14 protein-coding genes are annotated in these 15,400 nt (G+C 64.6%); 6 read left to right on the plus strand and 8 right to left on the minus strand.

Annotated elements, in window-relative coordinates; all coding sequences use genetic code 11:
* The first annotated feature begins 96 nt into the window (after positions 1-96).
* Complete coding sequence (locus ACTF4R_RS14670; RefSeq protein WP_440008627.1) at positions 97-843, plus strand: hypothetical protein; 747 nt, start codon at positions 97-99, stop codon at positions 841-843.
* Here ACTF4R_RS14670 and ACTF4R_RS14675 read toward each other — a convergent pair.
* Complete coding sequence (locus ACTF4R_RS14675) at positions 840-1,391, minus strand: CinA family protein (RefSeq protein WP_440008628.1); 552 nt, start codon at positions 1,389-1,391, stop codon at positions 840-842. The two genes, ACTF4R_RS14670 and ACTF4R_RS14675, sit on opposite strands and share 4 nt — an antisense overlap.
* Before the next feature lie 85 nt (positions 1,392-1,476).
* On the opposite strand from ACTF4R_RS14675, the gene ACTF4R_RS14680 reads away from it, so the two are divergent.
* Together ACTF4R_RS14680 and ACTF4R_RS14685 are read left to right on the plus strand one after the other, a co-directional pair.
* Complete coding sequence (locus ACTF4R_RS14680) at positions 1,477-2,109, plus strand: 2,5-diamino-6-(ribosylamino)-4(3H)-pyrimidinone 5'-phosphate reductase (RefSeq protein WP_440008629.1); 633 nt, start codon at positions 1,477-1,479, stop codon at positions 2,107-2,109.
* 97 nt (positions 2,110-2,206) lie between these two features.
* On the plus strand, positions 2,207-3,442 hold the full coding sequence (locus ACTF4R_RS14685) for a cytochrome P450 (protein WP_440008630.1): 1,236 nt from the start codon (positions 2,207-2,209) through the stop codon (positions 3,440-3,442).
* Positions 3,443-3,768: 326 nt separating this feature from the next.
* On the opposite strand, the gene ACTF4R_RS14690 is transcribed toward ACTF4R_RS14685, so the two are convergent.
* The 6 genes from ACTF4R_RS14690 to ACTF4R_RS14715 form a co-directional block, all read right to left on the minus strand.
* Positions 3,769-5,838, minus strand: a complete 2,070-nt coding sequence (locus ACTF4R_RS14690) for an oxidoreductase (RefSeq protein ID WP_440008631.1) — start codon at positions 5,836-5,838, stop codon at positions 3,769-3,771.
* Positions 5,839-5,867: 29 nt separating this feature from the next.
* A complete protein-coding gene (locus ACTF4R_RS14695; RefSeq protein WP_440008632.1) occupies positions 5,868-7,511 on the minus strand; it encodes a sodium:solute symporter family transporter in 1,644 nt (547 codons plus the stop codon).
* A gap of 3 nt (positions 7,512-7,514) precedes the next feature.
* A complete protein-coding gene (locus tag ACTF4R_RS14700) occupies positions 7,515-7,697 on the minus strand; it encodes a hypothetical protein (protein ID WP_440008633.1) in 183 nt (60 codons plus the stop codon).
* A 324-nt stretch (positions 7,698-8,021) separates the two neighbouring features.
* A complete protein-coding gene (locus ACTF4R_RS14705) occupies positions 8,022-8,990 on the minus strand; it encodes a WD40/YVTN/BNR-like repeat-containing protein (protein WP_440008634.1) in 969 nt (322 codons plus the stop codon).
* A 157-nt stretch (positions 8,991-9,147) separates the two neighbouring features.
* Entirely contained in the window at positions 9,148-10,332 is a 1,185-nt protein-coding gene (locus ACTF4R_RS14710; protein ID WP_440008636.1) for an MFS transporter, read from the minus strand.
* Between the two features lie 72 nt (positions 10,333-10,404).
* Positions 10,405-11,391 carry an ArsR/SmtB family transcription factor gene (locus ACTF4R_RS14715; RefSeq protein WP_440008638.1) on the minus strand — a complete coding sequence of 329 codons (987 nt, stop codon included), beginning with the start codon at positions 11,389-11,391 and terminating at the stop codon, positions 10,405-10,407.
* Between the two features lie 122 nt (positions 11,392-11,513).
* On the opposite strand from ACTF4R_RS14715, the gene ACTF4R_RS14720 reads away from it, so the two are divergent.
* Both ACTF4R_RS14720 and ACTF4R_RS14725 read left to right on the plus strand, forming a co-directional pair.
* Positions 11,514-12,155, plus strand: coding sequence for a helix-turn-helix domain-containing protein (locus ACTF4R_RS14720; protein ID WP_440008640.1), 642 nt, complete (start codon positions 11,514-11,516; stop codon positions 12,153-12,155).
* A gap of 332 nt (positions 12,156-12,487) precedes the next feature.
* Positions 12,488-12,856, plus strand: coding sequence for a DoxX family protein (locus ACTF4R_RS14725; RefSeq protein ID WP_440008641.1), 369 nt, complete (start codon positions 12,488-12,490; stop codon positions 12,854-12,856).
* Between the two features lie 178 nt (positions 12,857-13,034).
* Here the strand turns inward: ACTF4R_RS14725 and ACTF4R_RS14730 are convergent, their stop codons facing one another.
* Positions 13,035-13,700, minus strand: a complete 666-nt coding sequence (locus ACTF4R_RS14730) for an HD domain-containing protein (RefSeq protein ID WP_440008643.1) — start codon at positions 13,698-13,700, stop codon at positions 13,035-13,037.
* 334 nt (positions 13,701-14,034) lie between these two features.
* On the opposite strand from ACTF4R_RS14730, the gene ACTF4R_RS14735 reads away from it, so the two are divergent.
* Positions 14,035-14,826 (plus strand): alpha/beta fold hydrolase, encoded by a 792-nt coding sequence (locus ACTF4R_RS14735; protein ID WP_440008644.1) that lies wholly within the window; start codon positions 14,035-14,037, stop codon positions 14,824-14,826.
* The last annotated feature ends 574 nt before the right edge of the window (positions 14,827-15,400 follow it).

Raw genomic sequence — 15,400 nt, forward strand, 5'->3', positions numbered from 1 at the left:
GAACTGGAACCAGTCGACGACCCACGACGGCGCGACGACCGCGTGTCCCGGGCGCGAGCCATCAGCGATTTTCGGCTCGCCGCTCGAAGGTCGGCCATGACCGTCCTCGCGGGAACGCTCGCGGTCGCGCTCGCCGGCATTCACGTCTTCGCGGGTCGCCTCCGGGGGCTGAGCGGCGTCCCCCGTAGCGTCTGGCTCTCGATGGCCGGCGGCGCGTCGGTCGCCTACGTCTTCGTCCACATCCTCCCCGAACTCCACCACCGCGGCGCGGTACTCCAGCGGGTCGGGAACCGGGCCTTCGGGTCCCTGGAACACCACGTCTATCTCGTCGCCCTCCTCGGGTTCACGTTCTTCTACGGCGTCGAGCAGTTCGCGCGCCAGTCCCAGGAGTCGGACGAACACAGCGAAGTCGGCGGTGCGAAGACGAAGACGAAGACGGGCGCTGGCGTCTTCTGGATCCACATCGGCTCCTTTACGGCGTACAACGCGCTCATCGGCTACCTCCTGGTTCACCGCGAACGGCCGGGCGTCGAGAGCCTCCTCCTGTTCGCCACGGCCATGGCGCTGCACTTCGTCGTCAACGACTTCGGCCTCCGGGACCACCACCACGAGGCCTACGACCGCCTCGGTCGCTGGATGCTCGCCGTCGGCGTCGTGGCTGGCTGGGCGCTCGGAAGCGCGACGGCGGTGGGGGAACTCGCCGTGAACACCCTGTTCGCGTTCCTCGCCGGCTCCGTCGTCCTCAACGTCATCAAGGAGGAACTCCCGGAGGACCGCGACAGCCGGGTCTGGTCGTTCGCGCTCGGTGCCGGCGCGTACACCGCCGTGTTGCTCGCCGGCTAGCTCACGGACTCGTCGCCGTCCGCCGACCGAGGCGGCGCTCGCTCCACCGCGTCGAGCAGGTCGGCGAGCGCCCGACGGGCTATCTGTTCCTTTATCTCGATACGGCTGCCGTCGAACTCGTAGCGCTCGACGTCGGCCCAGGTGTCGCCGCCGCCCCACTCGCCGGCGTGGGCGACGCCGACGAACACGGTGCCGACCGGTTTCTCCTCGGTGCCCCCCGTCGGTCCCGCGATGCCCGTCGTCGCGACGCCCCACTGCGTTCCGGCGACGTCGCGGACCCCGCGGGCCATCCGGCGCGCGACCGGTTCGCTGACCGCGCCGTGGTCGTCCAGCGTCTCGCGCGCGACGCCGACGTGCTCCATCTTCGCCTCGTAGGAGTAGGTGACGAACGAGCGGTCGAAGTAGTCGCTCGACCCCGGAACGTCGGTCAGCAGCGAACCGACGAGACCGCCCGTGCAGGACTCGGCGGTGGCGAGCGTGGCGTCGGCCTCCCTGAGCGCGTCGCCCAGTCGCTCCTCTACCGGCGGGTCTTCGGCGAACGTGCGCATACGGAGGGCACGCGGGCGTCGAGCAAGAAGGTAGGGGTCCTCGCGCACCGAAACCGGTTTTCGAGGCCGCTTCCTACTCCGGCGCATGCATGTCGTCGTCAACGCCGCGACGAGCGCGGACGGGAAGCTCTCGACGCGGCGACGCGAACAGGTCGCCATCAGCGGCCCGGAGGACTTCGCGCGCGTGGACGACCTCAGGGTCGAGAGCGACGCCATCGCGGTCGGCGTCGGGACGGTGCTCGCCGACGACCCGTCGCTCACCGCGGACGGGGGAGAGAACCCGCTCCGGGTCGTCGCGGACTCGCGGGCGCGGACGCCGCCCGACGCGGCGGTGCTGGACGACCGCGCGCCGACCGTCGTCTTCGTCGCCGAGCGAGCGCCCGACGAGCGCGCGGCCGCCCTCGAATCGGCCGGGGCCGACGTCGTCGTCGCGGGCGACGAACGCGTCGCGCTCGAGGAGGCGTTCGCGGCGCTCGAAGCCCGGGGGACAGAGCAGGTGATGGTCGAGGGCGGCGGCGAACTCATCTTCTCGCTGTTCGAGGCCGGACTCGTGGACGAACTCCGACTGTTCGTCGGGTCCGTCGTCGTCGGCGGGCGGGACGCGCCGACGCTGGCCGACGGCGACGGGTTCGTCGAGCGCGAGTCGTTCCCCGACCTGTCGCTCGAGAGCGTCGACCGGCTCGACGACGGGGCGTTGCTCCGGTACGCGGTCGGCTGACCCACGGCCCGAGCCGTCGAGAGTCGGGGGCGGGAGCGACCCGACGGCGGAACGACGAGTCCTGACCGTTTAGTCAGTCGAGTCCGTAGTCGCGGGGGTGAGCTCCACTGACCCGCAGGGACTGCAGGCGTTTCCCGACGAGCTAACGACCCGCGAAGAGTGGCTCGAACCGTTCGACTGGTACCGGGAGATGCGCGACGAAGCGCCCGTGCGGTACGACCCCGGCCGGCGGTCCTGGGACGTGTTCCGGTACGACGACGTCAAGACCATCCTCGACGACGACGAGACGTTCTCGGCGAACCCGCGGAAGGCCGACGACTTCGAGGAACCCGAGGGGATGGGACAGGGACTCATCTTCGACACGATGCTGTTCCAGGACCCGCCCCGGCACGACGAACTCCGCGACGTCGTCGACGACGCGTTCCAGCCGCGCGCCCTCGCCGACCTCGAACCGGAGATTCGAGGACTGGCGACCGACCTCCTCGACGACGCCGTCGCCGGCGGCGCCGACCGGATGGACGTCGTCGACGAGTTCGCGTACCCGCTTCCCGTAATCGTCATCGCCCAGCTACTCGGCGTCCCCGCGGACGAGCGCGACCAGTTCAAGGAGTGGTCCGACACGCTCGTCGAGGCTTCGAGCGCCGACGAGGGCGCTCGGGAGTTCGTGGAGCGCCAGCAGGAGACCCAGCAGGAGATGGCGACGTACTTCCTGGAGATGATAGCGGACCGCCGCGAGAACCCGCAGGACGACCTCATGTCCCGCATCGTCACCGCGGAACTGGACGACGGCAGTCGCCTCTCCCAGGAGGAGGTGCTCGGGATGTGCATCCTGCTGCTCATCGCGGGTAACATCACGACGACGAACCTCGTCACGAACGCCGTCCGCTGTTTCGCCGACGCCGACTGCTTCGACGCCCTCCGGGGTGACGAGCGCGCGCTCACGACGGCCATCGAGGAGGTCCTGCGCTACCGCTCGCCCGTCCAGGCGATGACGCGCATCGCCACCGAGGACGTGACGCTGCGGGGCGAGACCATCGAGGCCGGCGACCGCATCGTCGTCTGGATGGGGTCGGCGAACCGCGACGAACGACGGTTCGACGACCCGGACACCTTCCGCCCGGACCGGTCCCCCAACCAGCATCTCGGGTTCGGCCACGGCACCCACTACTGTCTCGGCGCGCCGCTGGCTCGCCTCGAGGCGAAGGTCGCCCTCTCGGAACTGCTCGACCGTCTCGACGGCATCGAACTCGCCGACGCGGAGCTGGAGCCGACGCGGAGTTCGTTCATCTACGGCGTCGAGTCGCTGCCGATAGCGTTCGACGCTGGCGAGTGAGACGGCTCGCTTCGCGGACGACGAGTTCGCGGCAAAGAGGGTAGTCAGCAGTCCACGACCGCACACTGGACGCCTGCCGGCGTCGGCGACTCGGTGAGCATCGAAAACTGCTGCGGTGCGAGGGCCAGCGCTATCGCGGCGCTGGACTGGAACCTGTGCTGGAAGACGACGTGGAGAAACGCCTCGGAAAAGGTGGCGATCAGCGGGAACCGCTGACGGATCGCCGCGAGCTTCCCGTCTTCCCGCCCGTCGAGGAGATGAAATCGCAGTCGACGCTCTCGGAATCCAGGGTCTTCCTGACTGACCCGTGCGAACCGTCGTACGCGCTAGAGGTCCCTCGCTGCACGTTCGCCCTCGTGAATCGCCTCCTTGATCGTACGGGGTGCCATCGCGTCGCCGACGACCGCCATCTCGGAGACGGCGTCGCGAAGCGGTTCCTCGAGGGGGTTCACCGCGCGGTGGAAGCCGGCCAGGACGATGCTGTCGACGTTCTCCAGTCTGACCGCCCGCCCGCGTCGTTCGAGGACCACCTCGGGCCAGCGCACCTCGTCGACCGTGGCGAACGTGTGAATCTCCACCGGATTCTCCGTCGAGAACAGGTCGCGGTGGAGTTTCGCCTTCGTCGGCCCCGTGAGATCGCCGCCGGGGTCGCCGCCAGGCTGTGCGAAGTGAACGCTTCGTCCCTCCTCGGCGAGATACTTCGCGGTGCCGATGCCCTTCCAGTGGTGCTCCCCGTCGTCGACGACGAGGACGCGTTCGCCCGGGTCCCTGTATCTGGCACCCTCGACCTCGTCGGCGAGTACCTCGACGCTCGTGAGGACCGTGGCGTCCTCCCACCCCGGAACGTCCTCCTCGCGGACGCCGAGGCCGTGGTACCCCCGGGGGAACGTCGGCTGTGCCGACCCCGTGGCGAGGACGACGGCGTCAGGAGACGCGTCCTCGACGTATCCCGGCGTCACCTCGACGCCAGTGCGGACGGTCACGTCCTCCCGGTCGAGGGCCTCGCGAAGCCAGAGAATCGACTTCTCGAACTCGTCTTTCTTCGGCACCTCGGTCGCGAAGCGGACCTGTCCGCCGAGGCGGTCGTCCCGCTCGCAGAGCGTGACGTCGTGGCCCGCACGCGAGGCGACTTCGGCGGCCTTCATGCCGGCTGGACCCCCACCGACGACCAGTACGTCCTTCCCGTCGTCGGCGACGTCGAGCGTTCCAGCGCCCAGTTCGTCCTCGAACCCGGTCGCGGGGTTGAGGACGCACCGACAGGCCGCGCCGTCGTAGATGCGGGAGATACAGCCCTGGTTGCAGCCCATACACTCGATGAGTTCGTCGAGACGACCCTCCTTCGCCTTCCGTGCGACGTGGGGGTCGGCGATGTGTCCGCGGGTCATCGAGACGAGGTCGGCGGCGTCCTCGCGGAGTACGCGGTCGGCGGTCCTCGGGTCGGTGATCCGCCCCGTCGTCGCGACGGTGACGTCCGGGTTCTCCTCCCTGACGGCGTTCCGGATGCGCCCGGCCATCGGTGCCAGCAGCGCGCGTTCGCGCTGCATGTCGGGGACGATGTAGTCCTGTTTCTCGTAGGTTCCCGCCTTGACGACGAGGTAGTCCACCTGGTCGGTGGCCGCCAGGCGGCGAGCGACCCCCTCGTACTCCTCGACGCCCATGCCGTGGGGTGCGTCGTCGGTGGCGTTGACCTGCAACCCGACGACGAACTCCTCGCCGACCGCGTCGCGGACCGCGTCGAGCGTCTCGTAGACGATTCGCAGGCGGTTCTCCAGGGACCCGCCGTACTCGTCGGAGCGCTCGTTGGCGTAGGGCGACAGGAACTGCGAGAGGAGGTAGCCGCCGTAGCCGGAGTGGATTTCGACGCCGTCGAAGCCGCCGCGCTGGACGATAGCGGCCGTGTTCGCGTACGCCTCGACGATTTCGCTAATCTCGTCGCGAGTCATCTGCCTGGGCATCTCGCGGTTCACGGGCCCCGGGACGTCGCTCGAGGAGAGCACCGGCTGCTCCGAGACGAGACTCGTGATCTGCCGGCCGTAGTGGAGGTTCTGGCAGATAATCTTCGCACCCGTCTCGTGGACCGCGTCGGTGAGTCGCCGGAGGCCGGGCACGATGTCGTCGTCCCAGCCGTGGATGGCGCTCCCGGAGACGGTCGACGGGTGGTTCGCGAGGTAGGCCATCACGATGAGACCGATGCCGCCCTCGCCGCGTTCGACGTAGTAGTCGATCAGCGTGTCCGTGATCTCTGCGCCCCGGGCGTAGTTCGTCGTGTGCCCGGTCATCATCAGGCGATTGCGGAGGTCGAGTTCGCCGATACTCGTCGGCTCGAACAGCTTCTGGAACTCGTAGTCGTTCGGGTCGTCGTCCTGGAGGATCGCGAAGTCCGTGTCGTCTTGCATTGGTTGAAACGATAGTAGTGATGCGTCGGTTACTCGTCGATACGGTCCGCCCAGTCGTCGGGGAGGTCGGAGTCGTCCGCCTCGGTACCGCCGTCGGCCGCGACCGTTCCCGGGAGGCGACCGCCCTTCAGTCGACCCGTGTCGAGGGCCGCACGAACCGACGGCGCGAGGTCGTCGTACTCGGCCGACGAGGTGACCCACGAGACGGCGACGAACACGACGAGTCCGACGACCTGGGCGACCTGGCCGCCGAAGAAGCCCATCGGCAGCGAGACGTCGAAGTACTGCCCGCCGTAGGCGAGCGCGAGCGTCAGCAGAAGGCCGACGCTACCACCCCAGAGGATACCCTCGGTGGTGGCACCCTTCCAGTTGTACGCGATGGCGACGCCGGGGAAGATGACCGTCGCGAAGATAGCCCACCCCGCTGCGCCGAGGACGAAGATGAGGCCCGGGAAGGTGGCGGCGATGACGCCCGCGACTACCAGTATGGCCGCGGTCGCCAGACGACCGTACAACACCTCCTGATCGTCGGTCATCTCCGCCTCGCGGTACTCCTTCAGGTAGTCGTGCGTGATCGCCGAGGCGCCGACGTTGAGGAAGGCGTTGCTCGACGACATGATGGCGGAGACGATGCCCGTCAGCACGAACGCCGTGACGATGTCGGGGGCGAAGTTGATGAGCGCGACCGGCAACACCGCGTCGGGGCTCTGGAGGCTGGCGACGTCGCCGCGGGCCACGGCCGCTTTGACGTACGGACCGGCCCACCAGTACAGCGTCGTCATCAGGTACGCCGCTCCCGTGATGAACGCTCCCCACTTCAGCAGGGAGACGCGCTTGATCATGTAGAACTTCGTGATGGCGTGGGGCTGTCCCGCGTGCGTCAGGTTGATGATGAGGATGGAGAGCAACACGCCGATGGGGATGCCCGCCTCGCCGAGTAGCGTGAAGTTGAAGAAAGACGGGAACTCCGACTGGACGGTGGTGACCATCTGCCCGACGCCGCCCGGACTCGACGTGACGATGAAGAAGAACGTCAGCACGCCCGACAGCGCCATGATTGCCCCCTGGATGGCGTCGGACCAGATGGCCGCGAGGATGCCGCCGACCACGGTGTAGACGCCGACGACCGCGAGACCGATAACCAGCCCCGTGATGAACCCGACGGGGAAGATGACGGACATGATGATTCCCAGTGCGGCGTACTGTGCGGCGAGATAGCCCATCGACCCGAGGAACACCGCCGTCGCACCGAGCAGGCGGACCCGTTCGTCCTCGAAGCGATGGTACATCGCGTCCGGGACCGTGATGGCGTCGATGGTCGTTCCCAGCACGCGCATCTTCCGACCGAGAAGCCAGTAGGAGATGACGAACGACATGATGATGACCGTCGTCGCGAACATCATGAACTCCATACCGAACGCGTAGACGGTTCCCGCCAGGCCCACGATACCCCATCCGCTCTGGGTCGAGGCGAAGATGGAGAGCGCGACCACGAAGATGCCCGCGCTCCGCCCTGCGACGTAGTAGTCCTCCTCCGACTGCATGTATCGGCTCGCAACGAAGCCGATTCCGAGCATCAGGACCGAAAAGAGGACGAAAAAGACCATCGCCATCGTCGAACTGTACTGTATGCCGAGGTCCTGTCCCCAGGACTGGAGGATGAACCAGTTCATCGGTCAGTCCTCCGTGGTGGCCCCCGGTTCGACGCGCTGTTCACGCCGGTCCTCTCCTTCGATGCCCTCGAAGGGTTCCATGTTTGCCGCGAGGTAGAGCGACGTGACGAGGAACAACAGAACACCGAACAGGAAGAACTCGACCACCGGACTGGGGAATCCCAGCAGCCACAACGGAGTTCCCACCACGTCATTCACCCCCCGTCGACGGTTTCCTGACGCAGTTCCGTGCTTGTACCATCCATGCCGGTTCGGTAAGTGATTGCATGGCGTGATAACGTTAGAATGTCTTTCATATAAATGTATGTACTTTTCCACTTCGCCAGACCGCATGCAAAGTGGCCGGTACGTACGACGACGGCGGTTTTGGGCTCGATTGGCGAGCCGACGGATGCGCTGGTGGCGGAAACGCGGTACCGAGGCCCCGTCCAGATTCCAGAAATCGACAGGTATTGCGGCTCCGCCGGAGGTAGGGAGAACGGGGCTGAACGGACGTCGTCTTCGTGGAGTTCAGTCGTCGAACCACAGCAGGGGCGTGTAGCTCCCCGCGAGCTGGCCGGAAACGGGGAGCGAGCCGGCGACGGTCCAGCCGTCGCGCCGTCGCATCAGTACCGTTCCGCGGTGGGTCGCCGCGACGACGGCTCCGTCGACGGCGGTCATCCCGGTGATCGTCTCGTCGGGGCGCGGATGCTCGACCTGCTCGACGGTCTCGCCGTCACGGAATACGAACAACGCCGGGTCAGCGTCGTCGTCCTCCCAGGTCGCCGTGTGGGCGAGCGCGCCGCCGGCGTAAATCTCGCCGTCGACCGGGAACACCGACCGGAAGTACCGCTGTTCGTGTCCCTGGTCGAGCGGCGTCCACGACCGTCCGGCGTCCGCCGTGCGGAACAGTCCGAATCCGGTCGCGGCGACGAACTCGTCCGGGCCGACCACCCGAAGTTCGTGGACGTCGTCGTCGACCCCCTCGCGGCGCTCCGTCCACGTCTCTCCTCTATCGTCGCTGACGTGGACGCCGCCAACCTCTACGCCGGCGACGACCCGGTCGGGTGCCGCGGGATGTACGTGGAGGTCCCGGACCTGCGCGAGGTTCTCGTGGCGGGGTAACCGCCACTCGTCGCGCGACGGCAGCTCCTGAAATCCGCGGAGTTCCTGCCACTCCAACTCGTGAAGGGAGTCGTCCTCCCCGCTCGCCTGCGCGACGTAGACGTGCGCGGGGCGCGTCCCCGCGTACAGCCTGCCATCGGGGCTCGCGCCGACTGCGTACACCTTCTCCCGAGGAACTGCCAGTTTCGTCCACTCGGTTCCGTCGGGCGAGTGATACAGCCCCGTTTCCGTGGCCGCGAACGCCCCCTCGAACGCTTCGAACTTCCGAACTCGCACGACGGAACCGGCGTCGAGAACGTTCCGTACGGTCGTGTCCCCGGGCCCTTCTATATCGGCTATCTGATGTATCCCGGCGTCGCTTCCTGCGATGAGCATACGTGACTCGTTCGTCGAACTGGGGTGTAAGTGTTTCCTGAAGGACACTATTGTAGCGTTGTTGACGTGCTGCTCTCGCCCCGAGTGGTGACTGCCCTGTACTCCGAGCGTCGACGAATCGGAGGTGAACGAGCCGGTTCGCCGAGTGCGCTGGGCACTACGACGGCGCGGGGTCGGCGGTGGGTTCCCGGACGGGGTGCGTCACGAGCCAGAGGAGTCCGCCGAGAGTTGCGACGGCCACGCCGGTCGCCGAGAGGAACGTCACCGGACCGACGACCGCCGCGACTCGGCCGGCGAGGACGTTCGCGGTGCCGGACGCGAGCGTGAGCGCCATCGAGACGCCCGACAGCACCGTCGCACGACCCACGTCCTCCAGTCGGTCGTTGACGTACTCGTTGCGGACCGGGCGGGTGACTCGCTGGATGCCGCGTCTGAGGAACAGCGCAGGGACCAACAGCAGCGGGACGACGGCGAAACTCGCGTACGCGACCCCGACGACGGGAACGAGCAACAGGAGCACCCCGCGGGTTCCGAGGCGGTCCTGCAACGGTCCGGCCGCACCCGAAGCGACCGCCGAGACCAGCTTGAATCCGGCGTAGAGAACCCCCAGCCCGGTAATGGGGACGCCGACGGCCCGCATAGCGGGCTGTTCGAACACCCGCGTCACCGAGAAGGCGAGGTTGAACAGCGCGGCGTAGACCACGATCCACCGAATCGATGGCTGTGTGAGCTTCGCGCGCAACACGCGGGCGGCCTCTCGGACGCCCATCCGTTCGCCGTCCTCGTCGCCGACTCCTCTCGTCTTCGGAAGCGTCGACAGCAGTGGGAGGCCGAGTGCCGCCAGTCCCGCATTCGCCAGGAACGGGATGGCCGGGTCGATGGTGTACAGAAGGCCGGCGGAAAGCGCCGTTATCGCAGAGACGACTCTCAGGGTCGAGTCGGCGCGGCCGCTGATCCGGGCGTGCTCGTCCTCGGCGTCCCGCTCGGCGAGTAGTTCGTACAGCCACGCGTCAGCCGTCCCCGTTCGGAAGGTCCATCCGACCGCCCACACCGCGTAGACGGCGGTGAACGCCGGCGTCGAGTCGGCGACGGTGAACCCGAGCATCACCGCGACCACGATGCCGTTACCGAGCGCAAGTGCGGTGCGGCGGCCGAGTCGGTCGGCGAGGTAGCCGGTCGGAAGCTCCGAGACGACCATCGAGAACAGGAATGCTCCCTGCACGAACCCGATGTCGGCGAGTCCGAGCCCCTGCGCCTCCATGTAGATCACGGAGACCGGGATGTAAAAGCCGGGAGAGAGCGTTCCACGGTAGAGGTAGTAGCGGCGGACCAGCGAGACCATACCGGCGTTACCTGCGAGGGACACAAATCCGTTCCCGAAAGAACGTTTTTGTAGGACTTCTTACTGTACTGGCTAAGTCGTATCAGGGGCACCGTGTTTCGACACGTCGACTACGTCGAACTCGTCGTCGACGGTCAGGCTGATCGCGTCGCTTTCGGCGGTGAACGTGAATCGTGCCTCGAACGGGTCGGTATCGAGAACGGACTCTTCGTAGTCCATCATCACCGACGAGTACCGGTCGTACGCTGGAGATACGAGATTGATTCCGTGACCGGTCAAGAAGGCTTGCACTTTCGTGTCGTCGAGAAGAGACAGACCGAACGGGACACGCTGGTCGAAAGTACAGTTAGTACAACTGGCGGAGTGCAGGACTGCGTACCGGTTCTCGCATTCGTCGCAACCGTCATCGGCACGCTGGTGGTCCTCACAGACGTTTGTCCACTCCTCGAGCGTTGCCGAACATCGAGGACACGTACCACCGGCAGCCATCAGACGGTCGGAGAGGCTCCACGTCTGTGCGGCCTCGTGTACTTCGGTCGGGGTGCGGTCCGTTATCCCCGCAGGTGGCAAATCCAGGTTGCCGAGAAAGCCGTACTCGTCCGGTATAGCTTCCACTCGATCGCGAATATTGCTGTTTCCGTACGTTCCGGCACACTCCGGACAGTAGGTAGCAACCCGTTCCTGACGGTAGGTCAACTCGATTCGAGCGCCACAGTACTGACAGGTCCGGTCGATCTGTGTCAGTTCCAAGACGGGGTCGTCGGTTACCGCCCCCGAGAGGATAGCCTCGGCCACGCGCTTTCCCGCTGGACGGAACCCGTAGCCGTCGTCGGTCCGCTCTACGAAGTGACCGACCAGTTTGTCGAGGTGGTAGTTGAACTGCGCCGAGTCGATAGTTCCGACGCGGTCACGGAGTTCCGAGAACGCCAGTGGTCTGTTGGCCCTGTCGGCCGCTGCAAGCGTTTCCAGAATTTGAATGCGGGTTTCGTGTCCAATTGCAGTGAACGCGTCGTCGGGCGAAAGGAACGTATCGTCCTCCTCGCTCGCCTCGTTTCCCATGCGAGCCCCTGCAAACGACAGACACATAATTCGTCTCGATTCGGTCAGCCGGGAATCTCGACGCGAGCAGTACCTGACGTTCGTGAAGCATTTCACGATCGACGACTGTTCTCGGTACTAGAATGCGTGAAGCAGAGATTCATATCCCGGATGAAGCGCTCGAGTCACTGGGACTCGGGGATTTCATCTCTCTGTGCCGCGAAGCCCGTCTTCGCGATCTCGTGGAGCTCCAGTGCCGGGGCGACGGTTGTCTGTGGGCCGTGACGGTCGCGTCGTCCATAAGCGAGGAGCGACTGGCAGAGTTGGATGTCGTCGAATGGTGGGAGGAACTCAACGCGTCGGGCGAAGATATCGTATATCTCTGCAAAGTCGGAAACCTAGCTGCCGAGAACTCCATGCAATCGCCTCACGAAATGGAGATTTCCCAGGACGATATCCAGGTCGGGTCAAATGGCATCGACGTCTCACTTATCGGTACACAGAACGACATCTCACGCAGCGTCGACGAACACGAGGATGCAGGCATGAACGTGTTTCTCCGGAGGATTACCGACTACACCGGTCCGGACCACCCCCTCGATTCGCTCACCGACCGCCAGCGAGGGGTGCTGACGACCGCATTCGACATGGGCTACTTCGCCGTTCCGCGGGAGGCGACGACCGAGGACGTTGCCGCCGCGGTTGAACTCGACCCCTCGACAGTCAGGGAACACCTCCAGCGGGCACAGCACAACGTTCTGACGGAACTTCTAGGGTCGGCATAGCGACAGCTACCCTCGAGCGTACGCTTAGAACGCAATATAAACGCACCCACGAATGTGGGGGACAGGCCTACTGCCACGACATGGTTACTGTGACACGCGATGAGCGACGAATCATCGACTGACGATCGAACGAATACCGAAACAGCGTCCTACACCCCCACAGTAGCAGAACAGGGCAGTCGCCCCGAGCGAGCCCGCAAGGATTCCTTCCCCCGGCATAGTAAAGGAAGAGCCCTCGATAGGGGCCTCTGCGCGGTTGTCAAAGATACGCAGAGTCCCCCAGAGCGAGTGATCGTCGAGGAATTCAACTCCGTCCGAGAGGAGGCCTGTGGATGAGTCGCGTAGAACTAGCACTCCTTGCCCTCCAGGGACTGCTCGGCGTCGCGATGGTCGGGGCAGGGGGAACGAAACTCGTCGGCACGGAAACGCACGTCGAGGATTTCGAACGGTTCGGTTATCCACAGTGGTTCCGGGTCGTGACTGGAAGCCTCGAATTTCTCGGAGCCCTCGGCCTGCTCGTGGCCTTCGTCACGACGGACACCTTCGCTCTCGCCGGGGGAATCCTCGTCGTCGTCGTACTGGTCGGAGCGATCGCCACGCACGTCAAAGCTAGCGACTCTCTTCCGGAGGCCCTGCCTGCCACTGCCCTGCTCGTCCTCGCACTCGTCGTCACCTGGAATTATGTCGGTATCGTGTCCTGACGACCCAACGGCCGGAGGGTCGTCAGAAGAGAAAGGCGATAGCGGTAAAATCACGATGTCTCCGCGTTCTAGACGACCCTTCCCCGTACAGAGCGTCTCGTTCGGTGCGCGGGACTCGCTTCCCGGTGATTCACTGCGAAGGTTCGTGTCAGGAGCATCACAGAGCGACTGAAACGAGTTATCTCTCTCCCTCGACCCCTATCTCCTTACTAAACTGTGCGAAGAAATCCTCCATGAAACTCCATCGGGACTTTCCAAGACGACGTCCCGGTGAAGTGTACAACGTATCCAGACGCTCCTTTGCCCAATCTCGAAGGAGAGTGATATCTGGGAGGTCCGATGTGGCCATTCCAGAAACTGATGAGTTATCGATGATAGCGTATTTTTCGCCTGTTCGACCCGATCTCTCGCCGACGATACAGGCCATACGAACGATACCACGTGCTCCAGCAGCTTCCAACTTGTCTGCGTCAAAGAGTAGTTTGGCCTCGGGCGTCGCTGGCTCTGGGGAGCTAGACCGAATGCTGTGTGTTCGGATACAGTGTTTGACGGAATCGATCCGGTCAACTGTCACCTCTTCGGTCTCGAGAAGATTCTCCGCTTCTCCTGCGGCCCACTCGTCGTGATGTTCGATCTCTCCCGACCTTTCCAGTGGACGACCAATGTCGTGTAGCCAGGTCGCTGCAGAAAGAACGTCTCTCTCGACGGTTCTACTCCACTCGTCTGCTAAACGAATCGATAGATTTCGGACTCGGTTGGCATGGAAACTGTCGTGTGCTGGGAGGGCGTCTTCGTAATACGGCAGCGACAGCTTTCGAGCAAGAGGACCTAATTCCTGCGTCATGAAACGTGTGAGAAATCAACTTCCGAGCCGATATAGTAGCTGTGGAGTTCTCTTCCAGCGACATGAAACGAGCGCATTACCTGGTCGAGTAGTCCTTTCGGGAGGGTTCTTGCGACCAGTTACACGGTCCGAATGTGTAGAACTGGGGAGGTGCGGATTTCCATCGGATACGGGTGAAACCGCCCACCCTTCGTGGCCAGCGTCACCGTGACGGCATCAGTCCCGGTGTAATCTGCTTCGGCTAGCGTCTCCCCCAGCGTCCAGCCGCCCCCATTTGTACGGCCCCATCACTGAGAGAACGGCTTAGCCCGGTCGCTCTCGAACGTAGCGATGCATGCAGACGAGACAGTCCGCAGATGGTACGGAGTTATCCTACGAACGACACGGCGACGGTCGGCCGCTGATCCTACTCCACGGGGGGATGGCCCCCCGGGAGTACTGGAACCCGGTCATCCCCCACTTCGAAGAGTACGCCGCTATCGTCCCCCAGCGGCCGGGGTTCGGCACCCGTCTCGACGATCCAGCGGAGACAAGCGCCGACGAGGTGCTGGAACGGGAGACCAGGGACGTACGAACGCTCGTCGACGCCGTTGACGGCGATCCGGTCCTGTTCGGCCACTCCTACGGCGCACTCACTGCAATCGAGGCCGCGACGGATGCAGCGGTCGAGGCGGTCGTCGCGTACGAACCGGCGGTCCTCCCCGACGACTTCCGGGAGGAGGCCGATCTTGCAGACCGCATGGAGGCACTCGTCGAGAAGGACGAACGCCGTGAGGCGGTGAAACGCTACATCGAGCAGGTCCTCCACCCCGAGGGAATCGACGATCTCGACGCGTGGTTGGCAGAGTGGCCAGTCTGGCCGGACTGCGTGGACCTCGCAGAGGAGGTCGTCCGGATGAACCGTGCCGTCGAGCGGTACCAGCTTCCTGACCGTCTCGACGTCGACGCCCCCGTGCTCGTGCTGACCGGTACCGACGGTCCAGACTTCCTCCGCGATAGCGCCCGCGCTGTCCACGAGGCGCTTCCGCATAGCCGACTGGTCGAGTTCGACGGTGTTAGCCACAGTGGCCCCGCCGAAGCGCCGGAGATGGTCTCGGCTGAAGTCGACTCCTTCCTTCGTGAGTAGTCGATAGAGAGCAGATCGACGGTTCCGGTCGACGCCTGAAAGCTGGACACCGACGACGAGGACAAAGACGCGTTGAGGAGCGGGCCGCGGACCCATCGTGCCTGTAACTGATGACCGACGCCTTTGCTGGAGAGGCCCAGTCGTATTCGATTACGTCGACCTCGTTGCCTCGTCGCGTTGCCCGCTCGAACCCCCTTCGGTGCCGTATAGGCAACCACGATTTGCCGGATTTTCCAGGAGGTTGCTAATCTAGAAATATGGTAGACCGCTGAGTATAGAGGGTCTGTTCACTATCGTGGACTTCTTCTACCCCTTGGTTGGTGGAACAAATTCGGACACTGGAGGCAAGGAAACGGGTACTGTCAAATAGAACTCCCAAAATAAATACCATCTTTAATCATGTTTATCTCGGTAGCAGTCGATGGTGTATCTGAAGGTGGGCAGAAGTGGCGCAAGTACACGAGTTCGACCGTGAAGCGGCAGCAGCCGATTGCCGTTCATCATTCGATCGGAAAACGAAAAAGGAGCGGTCGAATTGGCGAAAAACCACGCGCACGACGTCCACGGGAAGGAC

Origin of the sequence: Halomicrococcus pelagicus (assembly GCF_051917725.1) — an archaeon.
Classification (GTDB): domain Archaea; phylum Halobacteriota; class Halobacteria; order Halobacteriales; family Haladaptataceae; genus Halomicrococcus.